The sequence below is a fragment of the Campylobacter concisus genome (genome assembly GCF_902460895.1).
In the GTDB taxonomy this organism is placed as follows: Bacteria; Campylobacterota; Campylobacteria; order Campylobacterales; family Campylobacteraceae; genus Campylobacter_A; species Campylobacter_A concisus_BC.
The window spans coordinates 304,319-330,762 of sequence record NZ_CABPVL010000002.1 but is presented as its reverse complement, the minus strand read 5'-3'; the positions used below and the strand labels follow the sequence as shown (position 1 = coordinate 330,762).

29 protein-coding genes are annotated in these 26,444 nt (G+C 41.6%); 7 read left to right on the top strand and 22 right to left on the bottom strand.

Annotation, left to right across the window (positions count from 1 at the left end; genetic code table 11):
* Positions 1–94: 94 nt before the first annotated feature.
* Positions 95–904, top strand: coding sequence for a polyphosphate kinase 2 (gene ppk2 / locus F3G98_RS02835; protein ID WP_103557913.1), 810 nt, complete (start codon positions 95–97; stop codon positions 902–904).
* Between the two features lie 52 nt (positions 905–956).
* Here ppk2 and F3G98_RS02830 read toward each other — a convergent pair whose 3' ends face one another.
* From F3G98_RS02830 to F3G98_RS10335, 5 genes are all read right to left on the bottom strand, one after another.
* Positions 957–1,388, bottom strand: coding sequence for a trehalose-6-phosphate synthase (locus tag F3G98_RS02830; protein ID WP_149725700.1), 432 nt, complete (start codon positions 1,386–1,388; stop codon positions 957–959).
* Positions 1,389–1,501: 113 nt separating this feature from the next.
* Positions 1,502–2,731 (bottom strand): major outer membrane protein, encoded by a 1,230-nt coding sequence (locus F3G98_RS02825; protein ID WP_103572989.1) that lies wholly within the window; start codon positions 2,729–2,731, stop codon positions 1,502–1,504.
* A gap of 197 nt (positions 2,732–2,928) precedes the next feature.
* Positions 2,929–3,468 (bottom strand): thioesterase, encoded by a 540-nt coding sequence (locus F3G98_RS02820; protein ID WP_012140023.1) that lies wholly within the window; start codon positions 3,466–3,468, stop codon positions 2,929–2,931.
* Positions 3,469–3,476: 8 nt separating this feature from the next.
* Positions 3,477–4,346: a tRNA 5-methoxyuridine(34)/uridine 5-oxyacetic acid(34) synthase CmoB gene (cmoB, locus tag F3G98_RS02815; protein ID WP_262974962.1), complete on the bottom strand. Its 870-nt coding sequence runs from the start codon at positions 4,344–4,346 to the stop codon at positions 3,477–3,479.
* 1 nt (position 4,347) lies between these two features.
* Positions 4,348–4,515, bottom strand: coding sequence for a hypothetical protein (locus tag F3G98_RS10335; protein ID WP_002942642.1), 168 nt, complete (start codon positions 4,513–4,515; stop codon positions 4,348–4,350).
* Between the two features lie 91 nt (positions 4,516–4,606).
* Here F3G98_RS10335 and F3G98_RS02810 point away from each other — a divergent pair, with 91 nt between their 5' ends.
* Genes F3G98_RS02810 through F3G98_RS02795 form a run of 4 tightly spaced genes read left to right on the top strand, consistent with a single transcriptional unit; the run spans position 4,607 to position 7,563 of the window.
* On the top strand, positions 4,607–5,686 hold the full coding sequence (locus F3G98_RS02810) for a transglutaminase-like domain-containing protein (protein WP_103607632.1): 1,080 nt from the start codon (positions 4,607–4,609) through the stop codon (positions 5,684–5,686).
* Positions 5,683–6,006: an aryl sulfotransferase gene (locus F3G98_RS02805; RefSeq protein WP_103587078.1), complete on the top strand. Its 324-nt coding sequence runs from the start codon at positions 5,683–5,685 to the stop codon at positions 6,004–6,006. The genes F3G98_RS02810 and F3G98_RS02805 overlap by 4 nt, the downstream gene beginning before the upstream one ends.
* A complete protein-coding gene (locus F3G98_RS02800; RefSeq protein WP_149725698.1) occupies positions 5,999–6,256 on the top strand; it encodes a heavy-metal-associated domain-containing protein in 258 nt (85 codons plus the stop codon). The genes F3G98_RS02805 and F3G98_RS02800 overlap by 8 nt, the downstream gene beginning before the upstream one ends.
* Positions 6,257–6,273: 17 nt before the next feature.
* A complete protein-coding gene (locus F3G98_RS02795; RefSeq protein WP_149725697.1) occupies positions 6,274–7,563 on the top strand; it encodes a M28 family peptidase in 1,290 nt (429 codons plus the stop codon).
* Positions 7,564–7,628: 65 nt separating this feature from the next.
* On the opposite strand, the gene F3G98_RS02790 is transcribed toward F3G98_RS02795, so the two are convergent.
* Genes F3G98_RS02790 through F3G98_RS02760 form a run of 7 tightly spaced genes read right to left on the bottom strand, consistent with a single transcriptional unit; the run spans position 7,629 to position 14,137 of the window.
* Entirely contained in the window at positions 7,629–8,906 is a 1,278-nt protein-coding gene (locus tag F3G98_RS02790; RefSeq protein ID WP_103608567.1) for a dihydroorotase, read from the bottom strand.
* Between the two features lie 2 nt (positions 8,907–8,908).
* Positions 8,909–9,838 carry an aspartate carbamoyltransferase catalytic subunit gene (locus tag F3G98_RS02785; protein ID WP_103608568.1) on the bottom strand — a complete coding sequence of 310 codons (930 nt, stop codon included), beginning with the start codon at positions 9,836–9,838 and terminating at the stop codon, positions 8,909–8,911.
* A gap of 17 nt (positions 9,839–9,855) precedes the next feature.
* A complete protein-coding gene (locus tag F3G98_RS02780) occupies positions 9,856–10,266 on the bottom strand; it encodes a tetratricopeptide repeat protein (protein ID WP_002942627.1) in 411 nt (136 codons plus the stop codon).
* Positions 10,267–10,275: 9 nt separating this feature from the next.
* The gene (locus tag F3G98_RS02775) at positions 10,276–10,503 is read right to left on the bottom strand and encodes a hypothetical protein (protein ID WP_002942640.1); all 228 of its coding nucleotides are present in this window, start codon (positions 10,501–10,503) and stop codon (positions 10,276–10,278) included.
* Positions 10,500–11,525, bottom strand: a complete 1,026-nt coding sequence (locus F3G98_RS02770) for a DHH family phosphoesterase (protein WP_103608569.1) — start codon at positions 11,523–11,525, stop codon at positions 10,500–10,502. Before F3G98_RS02770 ends, F3G98_RS02775 begins: the two co-directional genes overlap by 4 nt.
* A gap of 9 nt (positions 11,526–11,534) precedes the next feature.
* Complete coding sequence (gene flhA, locus F3G98_RS02765) at positions 11,535–13,730, bottom strand: flagellar biosynthesis protein FlhA (RefSeq protein WP_103608570.1); 2,196 nt, start codon at positions 13,728–13,730, stop codon at positions 11,535–11,537.
* Between the two features lie 2 nt (positions 13,731–13,732).
* Positions 13,733–14,137 carry an Rrf2 family transcriptional regulator gene (locus F3G98_RS02760; protein ID WP_004317794.1) on the bottom strand — a complete coding sequence of 135 codons (405 nt, stop codon included), beginning with the start codon at positions 14,135–14,137 and terminating at the stop codon, positions 13,733–13,735.
* Positions 14,138–14,283: 146 nt separating this feature from the next.
* Between F3G98_RS02760 and rpsO the strand changes: the two genes are divergently transcribed.
* Together rpsO and fdhF are read left to right on the top strand one after the other, a co-directional pair.
* On the top strand, positions 14,284–14,556 hold the full coding sequence (rpsO, locus tag F3G98_RS02755; protein ID WP_004317763.1) for a 30S ribosomal protein S15: 273 nt from the start codon (positions 14,284–14,286) through the stop codon (positions 14,554–14,556).
* A 335-nt stretch (positions 14,557–14,891) separates the two neighbouring features.
* Positions 14,892–17,168 (top strand): formate dehydrogenase subunit alpha, encoded by a 2,277-nt coding sequence (gene fdhF / locus F3G98_RS02750; protein WP_107856459.1) that lies wholly within the window; start codon positions 14,892–14,894, stop codon positions 17,166–17,168.
* A 146-nt stretch (positions 17,169–17,314) separates the two neighbouring features.
* On the opposite strand, the gene cmoA is transcribed toward fdhF, so the two are convergent.
* Genes cmoA through F3G98_RS02700 form a run of 10 tightly spaced genes read right to left on the bottom strand, consistent with a single transcriptional unit; the run spans position 17,315 to position 26,407 of the window.
* The gene (gene cmoA / locus F3G98_RS02745; RefSeq protein ID WP_149725696.1) at positions 17,315–18,019 is read right to left on the bottom strand and encodes a carboxy-S-adenosyl-L-methionine synthase CmoA; all 705 of its coding nucleotides are present in this window, start codon (positions 18,017–18,019) and stop codon (positions 17,315–17,317) included.
* The gene (locus F3G98_RS02740; protein WP_149700615.1) at positions 18,016–18,909 is read right to left on the bottom strand and encodes a bifunctional riboflavin kinase/FAD synthetase; all 894 of its coding nucleotides are present in this window, start codon (positions 18,907–18,909) and stop codon (positions 18,016–18,018) included. Before F3G98_RS02740 ends, cmoA begins: the two co-directional genes overlap by 4 nt.
* The gene (gene tlyA / locus F3G98_RS02735; protein WP_149725695.1) at positions 18,875–19,588 is read right to left on the bottom strand and encodes a 23S rRNA (cytidine-2'-O)-methyltransferase TlyA; all 714 of its coding nucleotides are present in this window, start codon (positions 19,586–19,588) and stop codon (positions 18,875–18,877) included. The genes F3G98_RS02740 and tlyA overlap by 35 nt, the downstream gene beginning before the upstream one ends.
* Positions 19,578–21,521, bottom strand: a complete 1,944-nt coding sequence (gene ligA, locus F3G98_RS02730) for an NAD-dependent DNA ligase LigA (protein WP_149725694.1) — start codon at positions 21,519–21,521, stop codon at positions 19,578–19,580. The genes tlyA and ligA overlap by 11 nt, the downstream gene beginning before the upstream one ends.
* Positions 21,522–21,562: 41 nt before the next feature.
* On the bottom strand, positions 21,563–22,423 hold the full coding sequence (gene ybiA, locus F3G98_RS02725; protein ID WP_149725693.1) for a riboflavin biosynthesis intermediates N-glycosidase: 861 nt from the start codon (positions 22,421–22,423) through the stop codon (positions 21,563–21,565).
* Positions 22,424–22,447: 24 nt separating this feature from the next.
* Positions 22,448–23,587 carry a dihydropteroate synthase gene (folP, locus tag F3G98_RS02720; protein WP_103608576.1) on the bottom strand — a complete coding sequence of 380 codons (1,140 nt, stop codon included), beginning with the start codon at positions 23,585–23,587 and terminating at the stop codon, positions 22,448–22,450.
* A complete protein-coding gene (locus F3G98_RS02715) occupies positions 23,584–24,204 on the bottom strand; it encodes a DNA polymerase III subunit delta' (protein WP_021084343.1) in 621 nt (206 codons plus the stop codon). The genes folP and F3G98_RS02715 overlap by 4 nt, the downstream gene beginning before the upstream one ends.
* Entirely contained in the window at positions 24,205–24,744 is a 540-nt protein-coding gene (locus F3G98_RS02710) for a HobA family DNA replication regulator (protein WP_021087775.1), read from the bottom strand.
* On the bottom strand, positions 24,744–25,943 hold the full coding sequence (locus tag F3G98_RS02705) for an aspartate kinase (RefSeq protein ID WP_002939482.1): 1,200 nt from the start codon (positions 25,941–25,943) through the stop codon (positions 24,744–24,746). The genes F3G98_RS02710 and F3G98_RS02705 overlap by 1 nt, the downstream gene beginning before the upstream one ends.
* Complete coding sequence (locus F3G98_RS02700) at positions 25,943–26,407, bottom strand: RNA pyrophosphohydrolase (RefSeq protein ID WP_004317768.1); 465 nt, start codon at positions 26,405–26,407, stop codon at positions 25,943–25,945. Before F3G98_RS02700 ends, F3G98_RS02705 begins: the two co-directional genes overlap by 1 nt.
* Positions 26,408–26,444 lie beyond the last annotated feature (37 nt).

Below are 26,444 nucleotides of genomic sequence, written 5' to 3'. Positions count from 1 at the left end.
AAATTAAAAGAGATGATTTTAGTCTAAATTCTTAAATTTATTCTATTTTATAGTAAAATCGTGAAAAAACGTGAAATTTTCAAAAGGAGCGATGATGTCAAAAGATAAAAAGCACCAAAAGAGTGATAAACTTGGCTACGAAGATGAGCTTAGGCTGCTTCAGATAGAACTTTTAAAATTCCAAAATCATGTCAAAGACAAGGGCCTTAGGGTGCTCATGCTAATGGAGGGTCGAGACGCAGCTGGTAAGGGTGGTACGATAAAGCGCCTAACTGAGCATCTAAATCCACGCGGTTGCCGTATCGTGGCGCTTACAAAGCCAAGTGACGTCGAGAAGACGCAGTGGTACTTTCAAAGATATGTGACGCATCTGCCAAGTGCTGGCGAGATCGTGATCTTTGATAGGAGCTGGTATAACAGAGCTGGTGTCGAGCCTGTTATGGGCTTTTGCACGCAGGCTGAGCATAAAGAATTTTTAAGAGAAGTGCCAAAATTTGAAGAGATGATCATAAACTCAGGCATCATTTTCTTTAAAATTTACCTCTCGATCACAAAAGAGGAGCAAAAAAAGCGCTTTAAAGAGCGCCTAAATGACCCACTAAAGCAGTTTAAAATTTCTCCAGTAGATCAAAAAGCGCAAGAGCTTTGGGATCAGTACTCCATCGCCAAATACTCGATGCTACTTGCCTCTCACAACAGCATCTCGCCGTGGGTGATCGTCTCAAGTGACAATAAAAAAGAGGCGAGGCTAAATGTCTTTAAATTTATCCTAACTCATGTCGAGTATCCAAAAAAGATAGATGAGTATCTAAAATACGATAAAAGCGTCGTAAGAGATGGAAGCGAGGAGATCAAGCGTATAGAAGAGGGGCTAAATAAGGATAAGCTAAAAAGCATAGACTAAATTTATTTGGGCTTGGCTGTAAATTTTAGCTTAAATTTACAGCCAAATTTTGCTAAAGCCACCACATAAGTTTTGCCAGAATGACCATTACTAGACAAAGTATAAGAGCTATGAGGTGTGAAAATTTACCAAATGGATCTGGCTTTTTTAAGATAGTGACATTAAAAACAGAGACGAAAGTGATAAGACACATTAGAAGCAAAACTGCGATCTTTGCTAGCAAAAGCTTTTGAAAGTTGCTTTGCCACCAACCATGCTCGCCTCCAAGATAGCCTTTTGCCATGTATGCCCCACTTATCAAAAGTAGTAAAAATGCCGTGCCAAAAACCTTTGCACTGCCTTTTGTATAGGCTTTTTTGACAGCTTCAAGGGTTTGTGGATTTATCGTTTTTTTGGCAAATGGATATATGCAAACATCAAAAAATACATATCCTATAAAGATAATGGCACAAACTAAATGCGTAATGAGAGAAAAAAGATACATTTTTTGCCTTTTTTGTTTGGCATTATATAAATTTTATTAGTTATATTTGCTGATTTTGATTAAGTATTGAGAAGTTGAAAATATCCGAGCGAAAGCTCGCTCGGATGTAGGTTTTAGAAGCTATATTTTGCTTCAAATCTTATACGATCTTGTTTGTAGCTTGCGCCATCTTTTTTGTCTTTAGCAGCTGCATACCAAGAAAGGAATGTAAGTTTTTTGCTGTATTTGTAGCTAGCATCAAGTGACCACTCGCTTCTTTTTGCTCTTAACTCTTGAAGTGCATAACTTGTGCCCTTGCCTTGAACATATCCAGCACCAAAGCCAAATTTATCTATATCGTAACCAGCTTTAACAAACCAGTAGTCGTTGTTTCCTTTGATGTTATTGTAGTATTGTCTACCACCACTCATTACGCCATTTAGGATTTTTGCCGGGTTGATAAGTTCGCCATTTGCATCAAGTGTTGCAAATGAAATTTTATTATTGTCTTTGTTCTTAGCATCAAAATCTAAATAACCAGCGTTAAGTTTAGCACCAAACAGTTTTGTGCCAGCTTGAACTGCCCAGAAGTTAGCATCAGCTACATCTTTGTGATCTGAGTCATTATGAACAAATTGACCTTTTAAATTTAGATTTACATCATCAGTTACATTGAAGCTAACACCAGCATCAGCACCGTAAAGTGTAGCTACTTCTTGAACATTTGCAATAGCTGCTTTAAATGATACTGGATCATAGCTACCAGCTGCACCTAAATAGTATATATTGCCAGGAGCGTCACTGATGCTTCCTGTAAGTGTTTTTAGTAACGGACCATCTAATTCTGTACCATCGCTTTGTACTGCATCAAATGCAGCTGCAGCCAAAGTAAGACCTGGAACATCAGTATTTATTACTTTTAAACCTGTACCAGCTACATCTTTGTCATCAAAGAATGTACCTAATAGTTGTTTACCAGCTGTAATTGTAGTATTGCCAGCTTTGTAGCCTAGATACATCTCATAAACACCAAATGTTCCTGTTGTGTATGTTTTATCTGTTCCAGCAGCGTTTTTATCACCAGAATCATCAGTTAGATCATATCTTAAATTTAATACACCAAAGAAGTTATCATCTATCGCAGCTTTAAATGCTGTTTGCATTCTAAAAGCATGACCAGCACCACTATTTTTTACTGTACTATTTTGGTTTGAATTTTTTATAAAATCATTTGTATAACGATATCTTGCAAATCCTGAAAGATCTACATTTTTTATAGCTTCTTCAAGTGGAGTTGCACTTGCAACGCTTGAAAATGCACCTAAAGCAACCAAAGCAGCTAAGCTAACTTTTGTAAGTTTCATCTAAATCTCCTTTTGATAAAAATGTTTTGAAAGGATATTATCATAGAAAATTAATTTCATTGCTTAAATTTCGTTAAAAATTTCAAAAATTATTACTGATCGTTTACTAAAATAAGATAATAAGATAAGATTTGTCTTTAAAAATTTGAGTTTGTTTGAAGCTAAAAGATGAGAAATTTATATCTCATCAGTTAAATTTAGCCGTTGTTTTTAGCCTGCGCCTCTTCGCGCTCTTTCTTTTGTCTTATAGCGGCTTCTTTTTGGATATTTTTTTGCTGAGTGACAAAGATATGCTCTTCAAGTGTGACTAGCTGAAAGATGCCCTCAAAGATCTTGATCTCTTTTACGTAGCCTATCACTTTTACCTCTCTTTTTCTACTCTCTTCAAACCTTGCTTGTGCGTCAAATTCAACCACATCGCCAAGTTTGAGCGGTCCAAAGAAATTTATCCTAGCACCGATGCTAACGCAAAATTCTTCGTTTATAGCTAAAAGTGCTGCGTAGTTTGCCCCCATGAAGACAAAACCGCTATGTATGAGCCCCTCAGCGTCACTTACCATGTCAGCCGTGGTAAAAAATCTAGTTTTTGCGTGATTTTTCTCAAGTAAAAATGCCGTTCCACTAAAATTTAGCTTTGTTAAAGGAGCTGTTTTTATCTCATTTCTTAGCGGGTTTTCGTCCTCTGGGAGGATTATTTGCGACTCGTCTTTTGCTTCAAAAATATTTTCATCTGCCATATTTATCCTTAAATTTTAACTCTTACATAGGCTCTTTTTGGGGCTGGATAGCCCTCGATGGTCTCTGTGCTGTCATCTGGGTCTAGGAAATTTCCAAGACTCTCTCCGTCTATCCACTGCGTTTTTCGCTGCTCATTTAGATCAGTCGCCTTTGTCTCAAGCAGGGTAAAGTCCTTAAATTTAGCCCTCTCACACCAGTTACAAAGCGCACTAAGCGTTGGTACAAAGTAGATATTTGGAATTTTTGAGTACCTATCTTTTGGGCTTAGCGCAAAATCGCCATCCATATCTATATACATCGTATCTAAAAATAGCTCGCCGCCAGGATTTAGCGCGGTTTTTAGCTCTTTTAGCATCTTTATAGGATCGCTTCTATGGTAGATGACACCAAGGCAAAAAATAGTATCAAATTTCGCTGCGTATTCAGGCAAGCTCTCTACTCCAAGAAGCTCATAGTTGATATTTGAGCGGATAAATTTATTTAAAAAAGCAAACTGCAAATATGTATGCACGCTAGGATCAAAGCCAGTTATGCTTTTTGGGGCGTACTCAAGCATCTTAAACATATAATATCCATTGTTGCAACCCACGTCAGCCACACTTTTGTTAGCTAAATTTAGATGCGGGGCAAGGATGTTAAATTTAATAAAACTTTGCCACTCGCTATCTATATATATATCATCAAGTAAAAATGGCCCTTTTCGCCAAGGCTTTAGGCTAAGGGCGAGGTTGTAAATTTCATCTTTTTTGGCTTGGTCTAAATTTTTAAATTTGACATTTACGCTATCAGAGAGGCTAAATTCGCAATCAAAATTTGCTAAATTTTCTATTTTATTTAAAATTTGCTTTTGCTGCTCGTTAAATTTGCTAAGATCCACGCTATTTCCAGTCGACGATGTTGTGCGGACACTCTTTTTGGTAGGTGCCAGTCGCGTCATAATACTCTTTACAATCATTATAATATTGCGTCGAAACTCCACGCTCGTTCATATAAAGACAACCGTTGCAAAATAGCGCTATAAAGCCTAAAAATATAATCTTTTTCATGTGGCGGATTTTATCATAAATAAAAATTTTATGCTAGAATAGCAGGCAGTTTTAGAGCCAAGTTTGGCTAAGATTAAGCAAAAGGCATTTTATGCAAAGAAGAGATTTTTTTAAATTCAGTAGTTTTTTAGGTGCAGCAAGTCTGCTTCCAAGTGTCACTCTAGCTAGCGACGAGCCAGCAAACCCAGTAGTTAGAAATTTTGATGTAAATTTCAAACACCAGATACTTGAAAAGGGCAAAAGCTCGAGAATTTGGCTACCGCTCCCACTAAGCACCACTTATCAGCAACTAACCCAAGACTACATCATAAACACAACCGCTAAAAACGTCTATATCTCAGATACGCTAATACCTACAATGTATGGCGAATTTGAAGAAAATGAGCAAAGACCTATTTTAAATATCCAGTTTAAAATCCAAACAACAGAGCGCAATACCGACTTTAGCAAGGTAAATTTCGATCCAAATGAGAAGGTCGATCCTGCTGTTTTGGAGTTTTTAAAGCCAACTTCACACATCCCAACAGATGGCGTCGTAAGGGCAAAAGCGCTTGAGATCGTTGGAAATTTAAAGGGCGATTTGGAGCGCGCAAAAGCGATATATACGTGGGTTGCAAACACTATGCAGCGTGATAACAGCGTCATTGGATGTGGTACTGGCGATGTTAAAGCCATACTTGAAAGTGGCAAGCTAGTTGGCAAATGCACCGACATAAACTCAGTTTTTGTGGGACTTTGCAGATCAGTCGGCATCCCAGCAAGAGAAATTTTTGGCATTAGAGTTGGTCAGTCTAGATTTTCAGATCAGATGGGCAGCGCAAAAGACGGCGTGGCTAAAATTTCAGGCGGACAGCACTGCAGGGCTGAGTTTTACCTAAAAGGCTATGGTTGGATACCAGTTGATCCAGCTGATGTTACAAAGGTAAGACTAGGTGAGAAATTAACAAACGACGACGCTAAGATTGTAGCTGTTAGGGATTATTGCTTTGGTAACTGGGAGATGTGCTGGATAGGCTTTAACTACGGACGTGACTTTATCTTAAAGCCAACTCCAGAGCAAACTCCGCTAAACAACTTTGGCTATCCATACGCTGAGGTTGATGGCAACACACAAAACTACTATTCGCCAAAAGAATTTAGCTACGACTACGTCTCAACAGAGCTAAAATGAGAGCCTTTTGGCTGATACTAACATCCATAGGTAGTGCTATCGGCGCTACCTTGTGCTGCTTGCCGGCACTTCTTTTCTTGCTTTTTGGCACATCTTTTTCATTTCTATCTTGGACACAAAATTTATACGAGTACCGCGTCCCTTTAAGCGTTGTGGCCGTCATTTGCTTTGTGATCTCAGGTGTGGCTATATTTTACAAGCCAAAAAGCTGCAATCTAAGCTATAAAAAGAAAAAATGGATACTTATATATATACTTTTTGGAGTGATACTACTTTTACTCCTTACATATCCGGAGCTTTTAGGAGAAATTTATGCGTAAAATTTTAGTTTTAGCCCTTCTTACACTTAGCTGCTACGCTGAGAAAACGATAGAAATTTCAGTGCCTAGCATGCACTGTCCGCTTTGCACAGCGATAGTAAGAAAGGCCGCACTTAGCGTTGAGGGCGTAAAAAAGGCAGACGTATCGCTAAAAGAGCGAAAAGCTGTCGTTATAGCAGATGACAAGGTCGATGAAAAAGAGCTTTTAAAGGCGGTCGATGCGACTGGCTATAAGGGTGAGATAAGATAAATTTAAAGGAGGCAAATATGTCAAAGAGCGAAGTTTTAGCGAAATTTGAGACACTTGCGGCGATACCGCACTGCAGTTATGAGACTGACAAGATGCGTGATTTTCTGGCTAGCTATGCAAAAGATAAGGGCTGTGAGGTCGTGGTCGATAGCTTTGGCAACGTTCATGCGTTTAAAGGCAAGCCAAAAATTTGCTTGCAGAGCCACTACGATATGGTCTGCATGGGCGACGCACCAAAGATCGAGATAGTTTATGGCGATGATGGCTACATGAGGGCTAAAAACTCATCTTTAGGTGCCGATAACGGCATAGGCGTGGCTATCATGATGCAGATGATAAGCGAATTTGATGACATTGAGTGCCTCTTTACAAACAACGAAGAGGTCGGCATGGTCGGAGCTGCTGGCTTTAGCGGTGATCTAAAAGCCGATAAGCTTTTAAATTTAGACAGCGAAGAGGACGACCGCGTAACTATCGGCTGCGCTGGCGGTGTAAATTTATTTGCCACTATCTCGCTTAATAGTAAAAAGACAAAAGAGAGTACGCTTTACGAAGTAAAAGTGAGTGGCCTACCTGGCGGACACTCTGGCAATGAGATACATAAAAATATCCCAAATGCGATCAAAGTTTTGGCGGCATTTGTGACTAAAAATGGCTGCAGGCTTGTTAAATTTGAAGGTGGCGAGCGAAGCAACTCTATCCCAAGCAGCGCAACCGCTCTAGTTTTAAGTGATAAAGAGCTAAAGAGCGAGTGTGAGAATTTAAGCGTGAAAAAGCTTGGCACTGGGGATGAAATTTTAGAAAATGGCGAGAAAATTTTAGCGCTTATTAACTCATTTTCACAAGGCGTAAGAGCCTATAACTGCGAGCTAGGCATACCGCAAGATAGTGTCAATCTCTCACTTGCAAAGATCAAAGACGACGGCACACTTGAAGTGGAGTTTTTCGCAAGATCAATGAGTAAAGACGGGCTAAATAGAATGGAATTTGAAATTTCTGAGCTTGCAAAGGCACTCGGTTTTAGCGTCATTAGTAAAGATAGAAATCCAGCTTGGAAACCTATAAATGATAAATTTGCAAATGATATTTTAGAAGAGCTTAAAATTTATAAGCCAGAAGCTAGGATAACAGCTGTGCATGCTGGACTTGAGTGTGGAGTGCTTTTGGAGAAAAAGGCAGGTCTTAGTGCATGTTCTATTGGACCAAACATCTACTCACCTCACTCTACAAGAGAGCACTGCGAAGTAGCTTCTGCACTTTTTATCGAAAAAGTAGTTCGCGGTATCGTTAAAAAATATAACTCATAAAAAGTAAAATTTGCTAGAAATTTCTAGCAAATTTTATATCTCAAGGCATCTAAAGCAAATTTGGATTATTTTCCAAACTCATAAACGATCTTGCCACTTTTTATAGTAGTAGTCGCTGCGCCTTTTAGCTTTTTGCCAAAAAGTGGAGAATTTACCGATTTTGATCGGTTTATCTTTTCATCATAAACATACTCGATCTCAGGGTCTATCACCGCGATATCAGCTAGCATGCCCTCAGCAAGCCTGCCTTTATCTTTTAAATTTAGCATCTTAGCTGCATTGGTAGATGTTAGCTCCACCATACGCTCTAAGCTTATAACGCCCTCATTTACGAGCTTAAGAGTGAGCGGCACAAGGGTTTGAAGTCCTATGATACCAAATGGTGCCTTGTCAAATTCCACTATCTTTTCGTCTGTATGGTGTGGGGCATGATCGGTGGCGATAACGTCTATAAGACCGCTTTTTAGCGCATCTCTTACCGCTTTTACGTCGCTTATCTCACGAAGTGGCGGCGACATTTTGAAATTTGTATCGTAGGCATTTTTCAAAATTTCATCGTCGCTAAAGCTAAAGTGGTGAGGTGTGGCCTCGCAAGTGATGTTTATGCCCTCTTTTTTACCCATTTCGATGATCTTTAGCGAGTACTCCGAACTTACGTGAGCGATGTGGATGTGCGCTTTAGTGAGCTTTGCAAGTAGCATGTCACGGCTCACTGCGATCTCCTCTTTCTCTCTCGCCATGCCTCGAAGTCCAAGTATGGCCGAGACCTTGCCCTCGTGCATGACGCCCTGTCTGCAAAGCGAGCAGTCCTCTGAGTGGCTTATACAAAAGCTATTAAACATACTTGAGTACTCAAGTGCCGCTCTCATCACGCTTGAGCTAGTCACTGGCAAGCCATCGTCGCTAAATGCAACTGCACCAGCTTCTATAAGATCGCCCATTTCAACGATCTCGTTGCCACCAAGCCCTTTGCTAATGGCTGCGATTGGCAAAAGATCGATCAGTCCGCAGTTTTTAGCCTTTTCTATCATTGCCCTTGTGATTGAAGCGTTGTCATTTACTGGGTTTGTATTTGCCATGCAAAGGCAGGTGGTCACTCCTCCAGCTACGGCTGCTTGTGAGCCTGAGACGATGTCGTCTTTATACTCTTGACCAGGATCGCGAAAATGCACGTGCATGTCGATAAGTCCTGGCATGACAAGCTTATTTGTAGCGTCTATGACCTTATCAGCCTCAAATTTCTCACCTCCGATTTTGGCTATTTTGCCGTTTTCTATTAGGATATTTGCCTTAAATTTCTCGTCGCTATTTACGATAGTGCCGTTAATTATTGCTATTTTCATCGTTAGTCCCTATTTTTTGCAAGCGTATTTAGTATCGCCATTCTTATAGCAACGCCGTTTTCAACTTGATTTAGTATGACTGAGCGCGTGCCATCAGCCACGTCTGAATTTAACTCCACGCCCCTATTTATCGGTCCTGGGTGCAGCACGATCGCGTCAGGCTTTGCTAGCTTTATCCTATTTTTATTTAGTCCAAAGAATTTCGAGTACTCTCTCGAGCTTGGAAATGCCACGTCCGCACCGCCACGCTCTAGTTGGATGCGAAGCATGATGATGACGTCGCTGCCCTCGCAAGCCTCCTCCATATTTTTGCAAATTTGAGATTCAAAGACCTCAGCGTCTTTTGGCATCATCATCCTTGGCGCAAATAGCTTTAAATTTATGCCAAATTTCTTCATCGCCCAGATGTCAGACCTCGCCACGCGACTTCTAGCGATATCGCCGATGATCGCCACGTTTAAATTTTTATCTAAAATTTTACCATGCTCTCTTAGTGTGAAAAGATCAAGCAGAGCTTGGCTTGGGTGCTCATTTGTGCCGTCCCCTGCATTTACGACGCTAGCCTCTGTCCTATCAGCTGCAAATTTCGCCGCTCCAGAGCTTGGGTGACGAAGCACGATGATATCAGTTCTCATAGCAGCCATGTTATTCATCGTGTCATTTAGGCTCTCGCCCTTTGTCACGCTAGAGCTTGACGAGCTGAAATTTATCGTATCAGCTCCAAGCCTCTTTGCTGCGATCTCAAAGGATGTTCTAGTTCTTGTCGAGTTTTCATAAAATGCGTTGATCGTAGTCTTTCCACGAAGGTAGTCATTTTTTTTCACTTGGCTTAAATTTAGCTCCTTAAACTCTTTTGCCGCCTCTAGAAAATATAAAATTTCTTCCTTGCTAAGCTCTCTAGTTCCTATCAAATCTTTATGTTTGTAGCCCATTTTAAGCCCTTTTTGATCTATTTTGTTACAAAGTCGCAAGCTGGTTTGTAGCCGTTATCGCAAGCTTTTTTAAACAAAGCTTTTGCCTTCTCTTCGCTTTTTGCTTCATTATCATCTTTGTCTTTTATGAGGCCATAAGCTGTCATTTCGCCTAGTTTTTCGCAGGCCATGCCCTCATTTTCGTCGCACATTTTTGTAAAAATTTTCTCAGCCTGAGCTTTATCTTTCGCCACGCCATCGCCGTTAAATAGCATGATCGCATTCATCGTGCAAGCCTTTTTCTCGCCCTCGCCGCAAGCTTTATTAAAAGCAAGATAGGCCTCGTTAAAATTTTTCTTTGCATAAAGCTCATTTGCCTTGTCTAAATTTTCATTTGCCATAGCATTTAACGCAAAAAGTGCCGCCGCTAAAACTAAAATTTTCTTCATATTTTCTCCTTATTTAAATAACTTTGGATGGTGTTTTTTCATATATTCAACTATCTCTATGACCTCGTCGCTACCGCTAGCATCAGAGTTTTCTAGCGCATCATCGATGCACTCGACATAGAGATTTGCCGCCTCTTCAAGCTTGTCTTTTTTCACGCCAGCATAGTAAAACATCGCTTCAAGCACCATGCTAAGCTCGTAGCTAAGCTCCTCTACGCTTACCTCTTCTTCTTTCATATCTCCTCCTGTGTTTTTTTAGTTATTAGATCAACTATCTGCGCCTTGATTGGCTCATAGCTAAAGCCATCTTTGAAATTTGCAAATAGCCCGCCACTAGCGTTCACGTGTCCGCCGCCGCCAACTAGGTGTTTTGCCATGGCGCTAACATCAAGCTTGCCATTTGCACGAAAGCTTAGCGTTTTTTTATTTGTCACGTCGATAAAGAAGTCAAATTCAGGATTTGCCACCAAAAAGTCGTTGCCGATAACCGAAACGTTGCCGACATTGTAGGTTAAAATTCCTTTATGATCTTTATAGTCTATGCTAAATTTCTCTTTATTTTCACTAAGTTTTTTTACGACGTAGTTTGAGATCAAGTTGCTTAGCGTATCGTCTTTATCCTCTTTGAAAAATGACTTTTTAATGGCATGCACCTGCATGTCAAGGCCGATATAGTCGTTTTTCTCGTTAAAAAATTTGCTCGCTTCTTTTAAGATGTGATCCATATAGAGGTTGTTTTCGGCTTCAAACATCACCTTATTTATCTCTTTAGCGTTTGCCACAAGCCCCAAGCAGACCTTGCCCATCTCGAAATTTTTATCATCTTTTAGCCAGATATCCACGGCATTTACGACGTCACTAAAAATTTCAAGCTCCTTGTTTTTGCCAAAAATGCCCGCAAAAAAGTCGTAAGTGATCTTTGTAGCGCACCTTGAACTATCTAAAAAGTACCATGAGTAAGCGCTCGCGCACTCGGCACCGCTTTGGTGATGATCTAGCAAAAATAGCTTTATATTTTTACCATCTATCATCTCCTCAAAGCTCTCACACTGAGCTAGGCTTAAATTTAGATCGGTGATCAAAATGACGTTTTTATCATCGTTTGAGGCGTCTATCTCAGATAGAATTTGAGCAAATTTATCATCTATCTCTCTGCCGTAGTTTGAGTTTAGAAATTTCACATCTTTGAAGTAAAAATTTGTTATGTATTGCGCGCCGTATCCGTCAAGATCGGTGTGTGAGAGGTGATAAATTTTCATCTTTTTCCTTTATAAATTTTCTATTTCTATTACGCCAACTGTTTCAAATGGCGTATTTGCCGAGATCTCAGCAAAGCTTAGCACCACTATATCGATGGCAAAATTTGCGCAGATATTTGCTATAAATTTGCGCAAGCTTGGCTCCACGCAAAGCACCATCTCTCCGTGCTGGCTCATCGGTCGTTTCTCTTTTTCACGCCTAAGTGCTTGCACGATAGATGATGTCTGCGCCACGTTTATCATCAGGTGATAGGCGCCGTCTTTATACTGCACCGCGTCCATCAGCTTTTGCTGCACGGCGGTGTCTAGGATGTAGAAATTTAGCTGTCCCTTTTCATCTACATAAAGCGAGGTGATGACGCGTGAAAGCGCTGCACGCACGTGCTCGATGATCATATCTAAATTTTTGCTAACCTCGGCGATATCGCTGATGGCTTCAAGTATGCTAAGTAGGTCTTTGATCGGGATATTGTCTTTAAGCAGCGTTTTTAAGACCTTTTGGATCAAATTTATAGGTGCGATCCTTAGCGTATCCTCGACCACGACTGGGTAGTCGATCTTTAGTTTGTCTAGTAAATTTTGCGTCTCTTGGCGAGTTAGAAGTTCGGCTGCATTTTGCTTGATAAGCTCGCTCATGTGCGTTGAGATGACACTTGCAGGATCAACTATCGTGTAGCCACTGAGTATGGCGTCCTCTTTGACGCTAGCATCGATCCAAAGAGCATCCAGCCCAAAAGCTGGCTCTTTTGTCGGAATTCCTTCTATATCCTCGCTAACTAAGCCACTATCCATGGCTAGAAATTTATCCGCATAAATTTCGCCCTGACCGATCACAATGCCTTTTAGCTTGAAGCGGTACTCGTTTGGCGGTAGCTGGAGGTTGTCGCGGATCCTTATCTTTGGCATCAAAAAGCCAAGACTTGAAGCGATATTTCGCCTCATAGCGCGAATTCTCTCAATGAGATCCACATCAGCTAGCTTTAGTAGGCCATATCCCAGGTCAAGCTCTAAAATTTCAAGCTTTAAGATGTCATTTATCTTTGTCTCTTCTTCTCTTGCGATCTCTTCGTCGCTCTTCTTTGGTGCCTTAGCAGCCCCGCCGCTTGCAGCTGCCGCCCCTGCCCCACTTGGCGTAGCAGCTCCAGCCTTTTTAGAAGCAGTTTTCTCTTTTGGCGCAAGGCTTAAATTTAGCCCGCCATCTTTGGTCTGCTTGATGATGTAGCCAAGCCCCAAAAATAGCAGCGCTATAAAGCCAAGAGATAGGGTTGGCAGACCTGGCACAAGGGCAAACATAAATAGTATGAAGCCCACTATCAGCAATGTTTTATAGTCCCCTAATAGCTGATTTAGCGTGCCCTCTGCAAAGTCCTCGTCGTCTTTGCTAGCCCTTGTGATGATGATAGCTGTCGCTGTTGAAGTGATAAGTCCTGGGATCTGACTAACAAGGCCATCGCCGATAGTTAAGATCGTATAGTACTGGGCCGATGTCGCCATATCAAGGCCGTGTTGAAACGAGCCGATAGCAAAGCCGCCGATGATGTTTATGATAGTGATGATGATGCCAGCGACGGCGTCACCTTTTATAAATTTAGACGAACCATCCATCGCGCCATAGAAATTTGCCTCGCCAATGATGGCTTGACGTCTTTCGCGCGCCGTTTTTTCGTCGATTAGACCTGCGTTTAGGTCCGCATCTATCGCCATTTGCTTACCAGGCATAGCATCGAGTGTAAAACGAGCTTGCACCTCACTCACACGGGTTGAACCCTTTGTTACGACCATGAAATTTATGAGTACCAAGATACAAAATACGATGGTACCGATGACGAAGTTGCCACCAACGACGAAATTTCCAAAGCTTGAGATGATCTCACTGACCGCTTCTGGACCGTTGTGACCCTCGCTTAAGATCATACGCGTCGTTGCGATGTTTAGCGAGAGGCGAAAAAGCGTGATGATGAGAATGAGAGTTGGAAACGTGCTAAGGTCAGTTGGTTTTGGCACGTAGATAGAGATCAAAATAATAAGCACTGAAATCGAGATCGAAAGTGCTAAGAAAAAGTCAAGCACCGCGCTTGGAAGCGGCACGATGATGATAGCAAGGATGGCAACGATGATGCCAACTATGCTGAGACTTTTAAATTTGACAATTGGCGCAAGAAACGGTGCGACAAGAGTCAAGATATTATTTTTTTGCTTTGCCAACTTTACTTCTTAACGATGTCACTTAGTTTTATCGCGTCAAGCATCTCGTCGATCTTGCCTTGAAGGCCGCTAAACATCGACCAAATTTGACAGCTTGAGGCTTTGTTTGATGGGCAACCAAGCGCTGAAGATGAGCACTCAAAGACGCTTAGTTCGCGCTTTTCGGCGCATTCGATTATCTTTTTTATGCTTAAATTTTCAGGTTCGCCGTTTAGTGCAAAACCGCCATTTGCTCCTTTAAATGACTTTAAAACTCCATCTTTTGCCAAATTTTGTAAAATTTTTGCCAGAAAACTTTTTGAAATTTTAAGCTCATTTGAGATCGTATCAACATCAACTGGCGATGATTTTTGAGATATTAAAATAAGCGAAAGTAGAGCGTATTCGCTTGCCTTTGTAAAAAGCATTTATCTTCCTTAACTCTTTAAATAGCCCTAATTTTATTAAATTTTTACTGCATTTTTCATTAATTTTTAAAAAGCGTAATTTTATCTAACTTTATGTTTTAAATGCTATAATCGCTCTTCCAAAATTCACCAATCAGGAGGTCATCATGGCTTTGGATTCGGCTAAAAAAGCTCAAATAGTTGCGAAATTCGCTAGAAAAGAGGGAGATACAGGCTCTCCAGAAGTTCAAATAGCTCTTTTAACAGCTAGAATAACTGAACTTACAGAACACCTTAAAATTTTCAAAAAAGACTTTTCATCACGTTTAGGTCTTTTGAAACTAGTTGGTCAAAGAAAAAGACTTTTAAAGTATCTTAAAAACAAAGACTATACTACATATTCAAAACTAATCTCTGAGCTTGGCTTAAGAGATAAATAATCTCACGGAGAGCGACCTGCTCTCCCTTTAAATTTCCAAATTCTTTTCACCTAAATTTCTCTTTTTCGTAAATATGTAAAATTAATTTAACAATTTTAGCTTCTGTGTCAAATTTACACAATTTATTTCTTATTTGATAAATTTTAGAAATTCATGCAAATTTAGCATATTTTTTAAATTCCTATATATTCGGCTTTTTATTTTTTATATAAAATATAACTTAAAATTAAAATTTATTTTTTAAATAAAGAATTTTTCATAAAAGATTAAGTTTCGCACTAGTAATATTACTCAAAATAAATATGCAGAAAATGCATAATTAGAAGGAGAAAGTGATGAAAGAAGGCAAAGTCATCTGTCCTTATTGCGGGACAGGCTGTCAAGTAACCTTGCACGTGGAAAACAACGTTGTTCGTGCCGCTACTGGCGTCGAAGACAATCCAGTCAATCAAGGAAATTTATGTTTAAAAGGCTTTTATGGCTGGGACTACGTAGCAAGTCCAGATAGGCTAACAAAACCGCTCATCAGAAAGAAAAACGGCGTTTTTTCAAAAGATGGTGAATTTGAAGAAGCAAGCTGGGACGAGGCGCTTGATCTTGTCGTAGAAAAAATGAAAGAAGCAAAAGAGAAATACGGCCCTGACTCATTAGCAGGAAACTTCTCAGCACGCTGTACATTAGAGGACAACTACGTCGCTCAAAAGCTAATGCGCGCAGTTATAGGCACAAATAACGTCGATCACTGCGCTAGAATTTGACACGCTCCGACAGTAGCAGGACTTGCTAAAACAATCGGAAACGGAGCTGCCACAAATAGCTTTACAGAGATTGGCACTTATAGTAACTGTATATTAATGATAGGCTCAAACCCAGAAAATGGCCACCCAATCGCAGCTATGCACATCCAAAGAGCGCTAAACCGCGGTGCAAAACTGATCGTTATCGACCCTATCAAGACTGAGTTTGCAAGTAGAGCAGACATCCACTTGCAGCTAGAGCCTGAGCACAACATCCCAGTTATCAACGCACTTCTTTATACTATCATTGAAGAAGGCCTTGTAAATGAGGAATTTGTAAGAGATCACACAATAGGCATCGAGTACGTCAAAGAGGCTGTAAAAGACTATGCCCCAGAGGTTGTAGCAAAATACACAAGGCTAAATCCAGAGGATATCAGAGCAGCTGCTAGAATGTACGCTACGACAAAACCAGCCGTCATCACCCACGGTATGGGCGTAACTCACTTTAACCACGGTGTTGGCGGAGTTTGTGATGTATCAAATTTATTCTTGATCACTGGCAACATCTGTGAGCTTGGCACAGGCGACTTGCCGCTTAGAGGTCAAGAGAATGTTCAAGGCTGCTGCGACATGGGCGTTTTACCAAATATCTTCCCAAATCTTGGCTCAGTCACCGACTCTGAGCAAAGAGCTTGGTTTGAGAAAATGTGGCACCTAGAACCTGGATTTTTAAACTCAAAGATAGGTATCCATAAAACTGAAGTACCTGATGCGATCCTTGATGGCAGAGTGCATTTCTTCTGGACTATCGGCGAAAACCCAGTCATCTCTGAGCCAAATACAAACCACTTCTTAAAAGGCATCGCAAATGTCGATTTCTACGTGGTTCAAGATCTATTCTTAACTGAGACTTCACTAAAAGCTGACGTCGTTCTCCCTGGCGTTGCAAGTAGCGAAAAAGAGGGTCTTTACACAAACGCAGAGCGCCGTGTCCAGCACAACGAAGCAGTCATCACACCTCCAGGTGATGCTAGACAAGACTGGTGGATCGTTTGCGAGATCGCACGTCGTTTGGGCGCAACTGAGGGCTTTAACTTCAATTCACCAGAAGAGATTTGGGAAGAAGTTAGAAAATGCGACCCTAGACGCTACGGCGGTATGAGCTACTATAGACTTAAAAAATATCACGGACTTCACTGGCCATGCCCAACTGAAGATGATATGGGTGGTCAAAGCCTCTATCTTGATAAGAAATTCTTTACCCCTGATGGCAAAGGTCGCTTTGTGCCTTGCTTGTTTGTGGATAAAGCTGATGAGATCGAGAGCGCAAAACTTGAGTTTGCTAAGAAGATGAATATGTCACCAGAGTATCCTATCATGGCTGGTTCAGTCGATGAGAAGACTGACGCTGAGTATCCGATACAGCTTTTAACTACAAGAAAAGTTTATCAATACACAGTTGGCACCATGACAAGACGCTCACGTGCTATCGAAGAGGGCGGAGATAGCATCGGACCTATCGCAGAGATGAGCCCAGCGCTTGCAGAAAGATACGGACTAAAACAAGGTGACTTTATCAAAGCTTGGAGTAGATACGGCTACATAGTCGTAAAAGCTGAAGTGACTGACATCGTGCCTGATGGTATCATCCAGATGACTTTCCACTACTGGGAGAGCTCTTGCAACGAGCTAACAAGCAGCGGTTGGGACTACATCAGCAAGACTCCGACATTTAAAGCAGCTATCCAGATCAAAAAGATCGATGAAGAGGAATTTTTACGAGTTCGCGAGCTAAAACGCGAGAAATTCCAAACTTCAAAGATCATCTACGATGACTTCCACCACCATGGAAACGCAGCGATAAATGAGTAAATTTAGCGGGAGCTATCCCGCTAAATTTCTTTACTATTAAATTTCATTATCCAAAAATGCTGACATTGCAAAGCAAAATCTAAATTTTAAATTCAATGTTTATGATTAAATTTTATATTTAAATACAAAAGCAGATATTTTTAAATTTACTTAAACGCAAAAAAGCTCATAAAATTTCCCCATTTAAACGTGCTCTCGACACGCTTAAAGCCGGCATTTAGGGCTAAGCTTCTATTTTCTTCTTCAGTGTATGGCACCAGCACATTTTCAAGTGCCTCTCTTTTTTGGGCGATCTCGTAGCGTGAGTAGCCTTGCGCCTGCTTGTAGTCCTCGTAAATTTCTATGACGCTTTTTGTAAGCTTTTTATCTTCAAAGATGATCTTTTCGCTAAACAAAAAGACGCCATTTTCATTTAGTCCGTTATAAATTTTTTGCACAAGATCAGCCCTTTTTGGCGGTCTGATAAACTGCAAAGTGTAGTTTGCCAAAACCGCGTCAAAGCCTTCTAGCTCACACTCTAAGATGTCATCTAAAATAAATTCAATATCAGCCCCATAAGCTTTTGCCTTGTTTTTAGCGTTTGCCAGCATCGACTCAGAGTTATCCACGCCGCTTAGCACGAGGTCGTTTCTAAGGTTGTTTAGCAAAAGCAGGCTATTTGCCGTAGAGCAGCCAAGGTCGCACACTTTTGCTGATTTTGGCAAAATTTTAGATAGCAACTTTGCATTTAAATTTGAGCTAACATCGTAAAATGGCACCGAGCGCGAGATCATATCATCAAAAACGCTCGCCACAAAATCATCAAATTCAAACTGCTTGCTTATAGGTTCTTTAAAAATTTCATCTCTCATATACCAGCTCCATATCCGTCAAAGTATCTCATCGTCTCTCCAAAAAAGAGATCACACACGCCCACACACTGCCTAGCCTCGTTTATATCGCGTTTTATCTGCTCTTTTAGCTCGCTTAGATTATTAAATTTCTTATTATCGCGCAAACGTTTTATAAAGCAAACGGCGACGTGCTTTGTCACTTTTGGCGCGACCTCGTCTAGGATGTGCGTCTCGACGCTAAAATTTCCATCAGTGCTAAGTCTGTTGCCTATAAAAGTGACCGAGCCATAGGTGTATGAGCCCATCCTCGTTCTTGTCGCATAGACGCCCTCGCGCGGCAAAAGATAGCTTTTTATATCTAAATTTAGCGTAGCAACCAGCTCTTTTGCGCCGATGCCCTGCCCTTTTATCACGTTGCCTTCGATCGAGTACTCTCTGCCTATTAGCCTGTTTGCCTCATCGATGTTGCCTTGGCGTATCAGCTCTCTGATGGAGGAGCTATGCACGCCCATGCCGTCATAGCAAACCTCATCAACGACGACTACCTCGCCATCAAAAATTCTCTCCAGATCATACTTATCCCAAGCCCTATTTCTGCCAAATCTAAAATCAAATCCAACAACGATCTTTTTTAAATTTTTAAAATCATGCTTTAAAAGCGCGATAAATTCCTCCCCGCTAAGCCCCTTTATAGCGTCAAAATCATACAAAAAACATGGGTAGCTCGAGTACTCGGCTCGCTTTAGCTTTGGCGTGATGTTGGCTTTGTTTTTGTCTATGACAACAAGGCCGCCAAACTCGCCTAGCTGCTTTAAAAGCTGCTTGTGCCCCCTGTGTACGCCGTCAAAATGCCCTATCGCAACGGCAGTGATATTATCTTTTGTTAAAAGCGTAGAAAAATTCGGCATTTCCTTCCTTTCCCTTGACCTCGCACTCTTTGCAAGCTATCAGTTCAAATTTCAAGCTGCTTGCTAGCACTTCAAAGCGCTTCATCGCTAAATTTACAGCCTTAACGTCGGTGACAACGCCTTTTTTGTTGCGTTTTACGCCAACGCCCACTTCAAACTGCGGTTTAAAAAGCGTGATGATAAGCGAATTTTCGCTTGCAAGCTCGCAAATAGCAGGCAAAATTTCAGCCAAAGAGATAAAGCTCACGTCGCAGGTTATGAGGTTAAATTTATTTTGATGCGATTTGGCAAACTCCCTGACGTCAGTTTTTTCATAAATTTTCACCCGCTCGTCGCTTCTTAGGCTGGCATCTAGCTGATCAGTGCCCACATCGACACCAGTCACGCTCTTTACGCCACGCTCAAGCAAAATTTGCATAAAGCCGCCAGTTGAGCTGCCGATATCAAGTGCGTTTTTGCCAGCTAGGTCAAATTTCATCGCCTCTAAAAAGCTTTTTAGCTTCAAAGCCCCTCGCCCAACGTAAATTTCATCAAGCAGTGAAATTTTAGCCTCGCTAACCTCGCTTGAAACCTTGGTGCAAATCTCTCCGTTTGTTAGCACCTTGCCAGATTTTATTAGCTCGCTCGCCTTGTTTCTACTTATATTTAAAACGCTTGCGACGTAGTTATCAAACCTCAAGTTTTAGCCTCTCATATTCGCTCTCATCGATCACTCGCACGCCTAGCTCATTTGCTTTATCAAGCTTACTGCCAGCCTCCTCACCAGCTAAGACAAAGTCCGTTTTTTTAGAAACTGAGCCAGAAACCTTTGCGCCAAAGCTCTCAAGCTCGGCCTTTATCTCATCTCTTGGGCGACTTAGCGTGCCAGTTATCACGACCGTTTTGCCACTTAGTGCGTTTGAGATGCTCTGCACCTGCGTCACGCTTGGCTGCACGATCTGGCTTAGGGCTAAAATTTCATCTCTATTTACCTCGGCAAAGTCGGTTAAACTATTTGCCATCTCCGCGCCAAAGCCCTCAAGCGAGACAAGTTCCTCAAAACTAGCATCAAGCCAGCTTAGTCCAAAACTGCTTGCTAGCTTTTTAGCCGCCACCTCGCCGATGTGCTCGCAGCCAAGACCGGTGATAAAGCGCGATAGCTCCGCACCTTTGCTAGCCTCTATCGCATTTAAAAGGTTATTTACCTTTTTCTCTTTAAAGCCCTCAAGTGCCATGAGATCATCAAATTTAAGGCCGTAAATGTCTTTTATGCAAGCGATCAGCCCCTTGTCAAATAGCAAATTTACGATCGCATCGCCAAGACCGTCTATGTTTAGGCACTTTTTCGATGCGTAGTGAATTATTGAGCCCACCACTCTTGCCCTGCAGCTTAAATTTTGACACTTTACAAAGACACCTTCATCAAGCAGGTGCGAGCCACAAACTGGGCAAAATTTAGGCCTCTCTATCGCTTGCTCGCTGCCATCTCGCCTATCTTTAAAAACCTTTGTGATCTTTGGTATCACATCTCCTGAGCGGATGATGCCGATGTAGTCGTTTTTCATGACGCCAAGGCGCTCTATCTCGTCAAAGTTATGAAGGGTGGCGGATTTTACATTTGCGCCATCTATATTTACCTCATCAAGCACGCCAACAGGCGTTACTACGCCGCTTCTACCAACTTGAAGCGCGACATCTCTTAGTCTAGTCACCTTTTCAATGGCTGGAAATTTAAACGCCACCATAAATTTTGGAAATTTGACTGTGTAGCCTAGCTCTTCACAGCGCGCAAGGTCATTTACGCGTATCACCATGCCATCCATCATCACGCTCTTTGCCTCACGGCTCGCTAGTAGCTCGTTATACGCAGCCTCAAGCTCATCTTTTTTTAAAATTTTGAAAAATTCATCCCTCTCAAAGCCAAGATCTCGCACAAATTTCATCACCTCGCTGTGATCTTTTAGCCCAAGGCTCTGCTCGCCCACGCCCCAAGGTATGAAAAGTAGCTTTCTTTTTGCAGTTACCGCGCTATCAAGCTGTCTAAGGCTTCCAGCAGCTGCATTTCTAGGGTTTGAAAGTGGCGCTTCGCCCTCTTTTGCGCGCTCTGCGTTTAGTAGCTCAAAGTCATCTTTTCTTATGACGACTTCGCCACGGATTTCAATGAGCCCTTTGTAGTTAATGCTCTTTAAAACAGAATTTATCGTCCTTGCATTTTGCGTCACATCTTCGCCGGTAACGCCGTCGCCTCTTGTGATCGCTCTAACTAAAACGCCATTTTCATATAGTAAATTTAGGCTCGCACCATCAAATTTTGGCTCAGCAACAAAGGTTAAGTTCTCTTTATCGCCGCGCTTTAGCCACGCATCAAGCTCGCCAAGGCTAAAGATATCCTCCATGCTCCACATGCGCTTTATGTGGCTTGCCTTGCTAAAGCCCTCTTTTACGCCTCCGCCCACTCGCTTAGTCGGCGAAAATAGCGAAATTTCACTCGGATTTGCCTGCTCGAAAGCCAAAACCGCGTGATATAGCGCGTCATACTCCTCGTCGCTTGCAAGCGGCTCGTCCTCGTCGTAGTAGGCCTTTGCCCACGCATTTAGCGTATCTACCGCTTTTTCATACTCTTGTTTTGTCATTTTTGCTCCAAATTTACACCGCATTTTATCTTAAACATACTTTATAAATGATCCAAATTTAACTCTCTCGCGTCACATAAATGGACATTTTTATAGACCTTTGCTATCTCATCTCTAGCTCTCATCAGCGCAAAGCCAAGTAAATTTTGCCCTCGCCACTTCATAGGATTTTGCGCATTTTCATCGCTTGCGCCCAAGCCTATGCCCCAAATTTTATCAACTGGGCTTGCCTCGACTAAAATTTTGCTCCCAGTTTGTAGCAAAAAGTCACGCAAAATGGCATTTTGGCTAAATTTTAGATAGCTCGCATTTAGCACGACGCCAAATTTGACCTCGTCCCATACCTTAGCATCAAAGCCACGCACCTGCCTGCCAAGCGCCTTCATCTGCGCTGGATCTTTGGCGGATAAAATTTGCTCCAAAGCCTCTTTATCACCAAAACACAGAGCCTTTTTAGCCATCATATATTGCTCAGCGCAAATGTATTTAGTTTCGTCTTGCCAAAAGATAGAGTTAAACCACTGACTAAGGCAGCTTGCGCTTAAATTTGCGCTCTTTTGATGACCCCAAAATAAGAGAAATTTATCCGACTTGCCAGCGTTGTAGCGCTTTTTAAGCCATTTTAGATCATATCTAGGCTCACGCTCCCAAAGGTCTATAACAAAGTCGCCATTTATAAAAAGCGTGCTTTCATCCTTGCCTAGCCTCTCATCCCAGTATCCACGCCACGTCGCAGGCTCAGCAAAGAGCTGCTCGTATTGACGTTTTTCATCTTGGCTTAGCGTTTTTAGCCAGCCATTAAATTTAAACTTATAATCCTCGCCAGCGCCCATCCTCCAGCCGATGGAAAATGGATCTATACTTGGAAATTTGATCCAAGGTGGTGGCAATAAATTCTTCATCTAGCCTCTTTTTGGCCAAGCGCTCTACCAAAGCGTGGCTTGGCTCATCGCCTCATGCATATTAAAAAGCTGCTTATGCTCGGCCACATCGTGCGTTCTTATGATCTGCGCGCCATTTTCGTAAGCCTTTAGGTGCAGATAAAGCGAGCCTGGCAAGCGGTCTTTGACCTCGCTTTTATAGTAGTGATTTATGACTGATTTACGGCTAGCGCCGACTAGCAGCGGGCAGCCAAATTTCAAAAAATGCTCCAAATGCTTAATAAGCAGTAAATTTTGCTCAGCAGTTTTGCCAAAGCCGATGCCAACATCAAGCACTATCTTTTTAGCGCCAAGCTCCCTAGCTAGGACGATCTTTTGCTCAAAAAAGTCTGAAATTTCGCCAATTAAGTCGTTATACTTTGGCGCGATCTGCATCGTGGCAGGATCGCCTTGCATGTGCATCATGCAAAACTGCGCGTCGTATCTTGCAGCAAGCGGGGCTAAATTTGCATTTGCCGTGATGTCATTTATCATCTTAAAGCCGTGATTTAGCGCAAATTCTAAGCAATACTCATCAAAGCTATCAAGGCTAAATTTTGCCTTTTCATGTAAATTTAGCCTATAAATTTCTTCTATGATATCTTTTATGCGCCTAAACTCCTCCTCACGTCCGCAATACTCGCTCCCTGGCCTTGAGCTAACGCCGCCAAGGTCGATGTAGTCTGCGCCTGCTTCGATCATGGCTTCGATTTTTGCTATGCCATTTTGCGTATTTATGCGGCTTTGCTCGTTAAAACTATCTCTATTTATATTTGCAACGCCCATTATAAGTGGCTTTGTGGGCTTTGTAAATTTAGTCTCTAAAAAGACGGCAAGCTTTTTAAGCCCAAAGTCTTGCAGCTTCTCTTTTTTAGCTAGCTGCCTTAGCTGCGCGTTTGTCGCCATTAGCAAGGCTTTGTTTAGGCTCTCGCGACCCAAGATCGTATCATTATGCGTCACAAGCTCGGCGCCAACACTTAGGGCGTCTTGCTTTAGGATATTTGCCGCTGGGGTCTTTATCTCATCGATAAAAATAAAATTTATCTCGCTCTTTTCTTGCATGAGCTTCGCACCAGCCGGACTTGGCGAGACGGCCTTGCAAATTTCATCAAAGTCGCTTTTGTTATTTATCTTATAAAATTTCAACGTCGTCCTTTCTCAAAGATAGTAAGCAAAAGAGGCGTCAAAACGGCGTGAGACTTGGCGTTTAGATCAGCAAGCTTGATGAGCGAGAAAAAATACTCCATCTCATCGCCACTAAATTTATACCCGCTATCAACCGCCTTTGTTACGATAGCGCCCACAAGCTCTTTTAGCTCGTTTTTGCCAAATTTTTGCGCCTGTTCCTCTGCTATCTTTTGGTCGATAAAGCTTGTTAGCTCTTTTAGGCTGAGCGATTTTAAATTTAGCTCCACACTCATTTTTGGCTTTTTGGTGAGCTTATTTTCTATGAGCATCCTCGATCTTATCGTTGGTAGAAGTAAATTTTTACTCTGCGTTACTATTATAAATTTGATATTTCTTGGGGGCTCTTCAATGATCTTTAAAAGTGCGTTTTGAGCCTCGGTGCGAAAAGACTTCGCCTCTATGACTAAAATTTTCTCATCTTTTTCGGCGATGTAGGCTTCAGCGATGACCTCTTTTGCATTTTCTAGTAAAAAATCATCGCTTATAAAAAATCTTAAGTTATTTACGCCAAACTCGGCTTCAAGCTTGGCTTTTAAATTTTCAAAATCGCTTGTTATGACGATTTTATTTAGCATTTAGAGTATCACCTTTGCAAATAGCACGGCGTCTATGCTCTTGTCAAAAAGTTTGTATAAATTTAGAAGTTTGATGTCTAAGTTTTCATCGCTCGAGCTTAGCGTGAAGCTATTTTGCGCCTGCTCATCAAAGAGCCACATATAGCTGTTTTCATCAGTCTTAGCTAAATTTGCACGCTTGTCTATGCTTTTGCCGATGTAAAAAAAGATGTAGCCATTTGGAAAGGCAAGGCTTAGCATATCTTTTAAAAGCTGCTTTTGCTCGTTTGTCTCGACGCTGTCAAAGGCTGGATAGAGCGATCTTAGGCTAAAAAATGGCAAAAATGGACGCTCGCTTTTTGTGCGGTTGATATTTCTTAAAAGATAGTTTTCAAACCACTCTCGCTCATCGTCGCAGATGACTATAAAAGCCTTGCTATCAAGCAAAAATTTAAGCCTAGATGCGAGCAAAGGCGTCCATTCGACGCGCTTCTCCTCCATCCAGCTCATATATCTTTCGCTTCTTATAGTCTCAAGCGTCCATTGGATAAAATCTTGCATTATTTATCTAACTTATACGCATCGTGAAGCACGCGAACTGCGAGCTCGCCATATTTTTGATCGACGATCATTGATATCTTTATCTCGCTTGTTGAGATCATCTGGATATTTATCCCCTCTTTTGCAAGCGTCTCAAATGCTAGACATGCTACGCCGCTGTGGCTCTTCATGCCTACGCCGATGACTGAGACTTTCACGATCGCATCGTCATACTCGACATGTTTTGCAGCTGAGAGCTTTTGCATAGTCTCTTTTGCTAGATCAAGCTCGTTTTGTGGCACTGTAAAGCCTAAATTTGTCGTGCCATCGTGTCCTACGTTTTGGATGATCATATCTACATTTATATTTTGATGAGCTAGAGCTGTGAAAATTTCAGCTGCGATGCCAGGCTTATCGACTACGCCTCTTAAAGTTACTCTTGCTTGATTTTTATCTAGTGCTATACCGCTTACTAAAACCGCTTCCATATTATCTTCCTTTGCTATTAATGTACCTTCGTTGTGGTTAAAACTGCTTCTTGTGATTAGTTTGACATTTAGTTTTTTTGCTAGCTCGACTGAGCGATTTTGAAGCACTTTTGCCCCAGCAGAGGCAAGCTCAAGCATCTCGTCATAGCTTATCTTTTCTAGCTTTTTTGCCTTTTTTTCTATCCTTGGATCAGTCGTATAAACGCCATCAACGTCGGTAAAAATTTCACACAGATCAGCTTCGAGCGCACCAGCTAGCGCAACCGCACTAAGGTCGCTTCCGCCCCTGCCAAGAGTAGTGATATCACCTTTGTCGTCTATGCCTTGAAAGCCTGCTACGACGACGATCCTGCCAGCTTTTAGCTCAGCTTTTAGCCTAGTGGTGTCTATCTTTTCTATCCTAGCTTTTGTGTGAATTTCATCTGTTATTATCCCAGCCATTGCGCCAGTTAGTCCTACGCACGCATAGCCTTTTGCATTAAGTGCAATCGTTAAAAGTGCGGTGGTTACTTGCTCTCCAGAGCTTAAAAGCATATCAGTAGCAACTCCGTCTGGGTGCTTTGAGAAATACTCACTATATTCAACCAATTGATTTGTAACTCCACTCATCGCAGAAACTACCACAACCACGTCAGCGCCGCTGTTTTTAGTCTCTATGACCCTGTTTGCCACAGCTTCGATGCGCTCAAGCGTGCCTACGCTAGTTCCGCCAAATTTTTGAACGATTAACATCAAAAATATCCTTTCTCTTTAAAATAACTCAAAACTTTGTCATAAATAGGCTTTTTGAAGTGATTTATCCCCTCTAAAGCCTTGTTGATATCTACAAATTTATACTCGCTAAACTCTGGATGCTCAGTCTTTAAATTTATGCTCGCACCATTTTTAAGCCTAACTAAAAAGTACTTTTGCGTCTGCCCATCAAATGGGTAAAATTTCTTTGACGCATTTGCTGGAAAGTCGTAGCTAAGCCACTCAGGATACTCTTCTAAGAAGTCAAATTTATCAGTTCCGATCTCCTCTTTAAGCTCCCTTTTTAGCGCTTGTTTTGGACTTTCGCCTTCATCTATGCCACCTTGAGGAAACTGCCAGATATCGTCCATATCAACCCTTTTTGCGACTAAAATTTCGCATTTAAAAGGGTAAGAACTAGACAAAATGACAGCTGCTACATTTGGTCTATATTTTTTTTGCATGTTTTTTCCAAAAAAATTTTATTTGAGATGATAACGA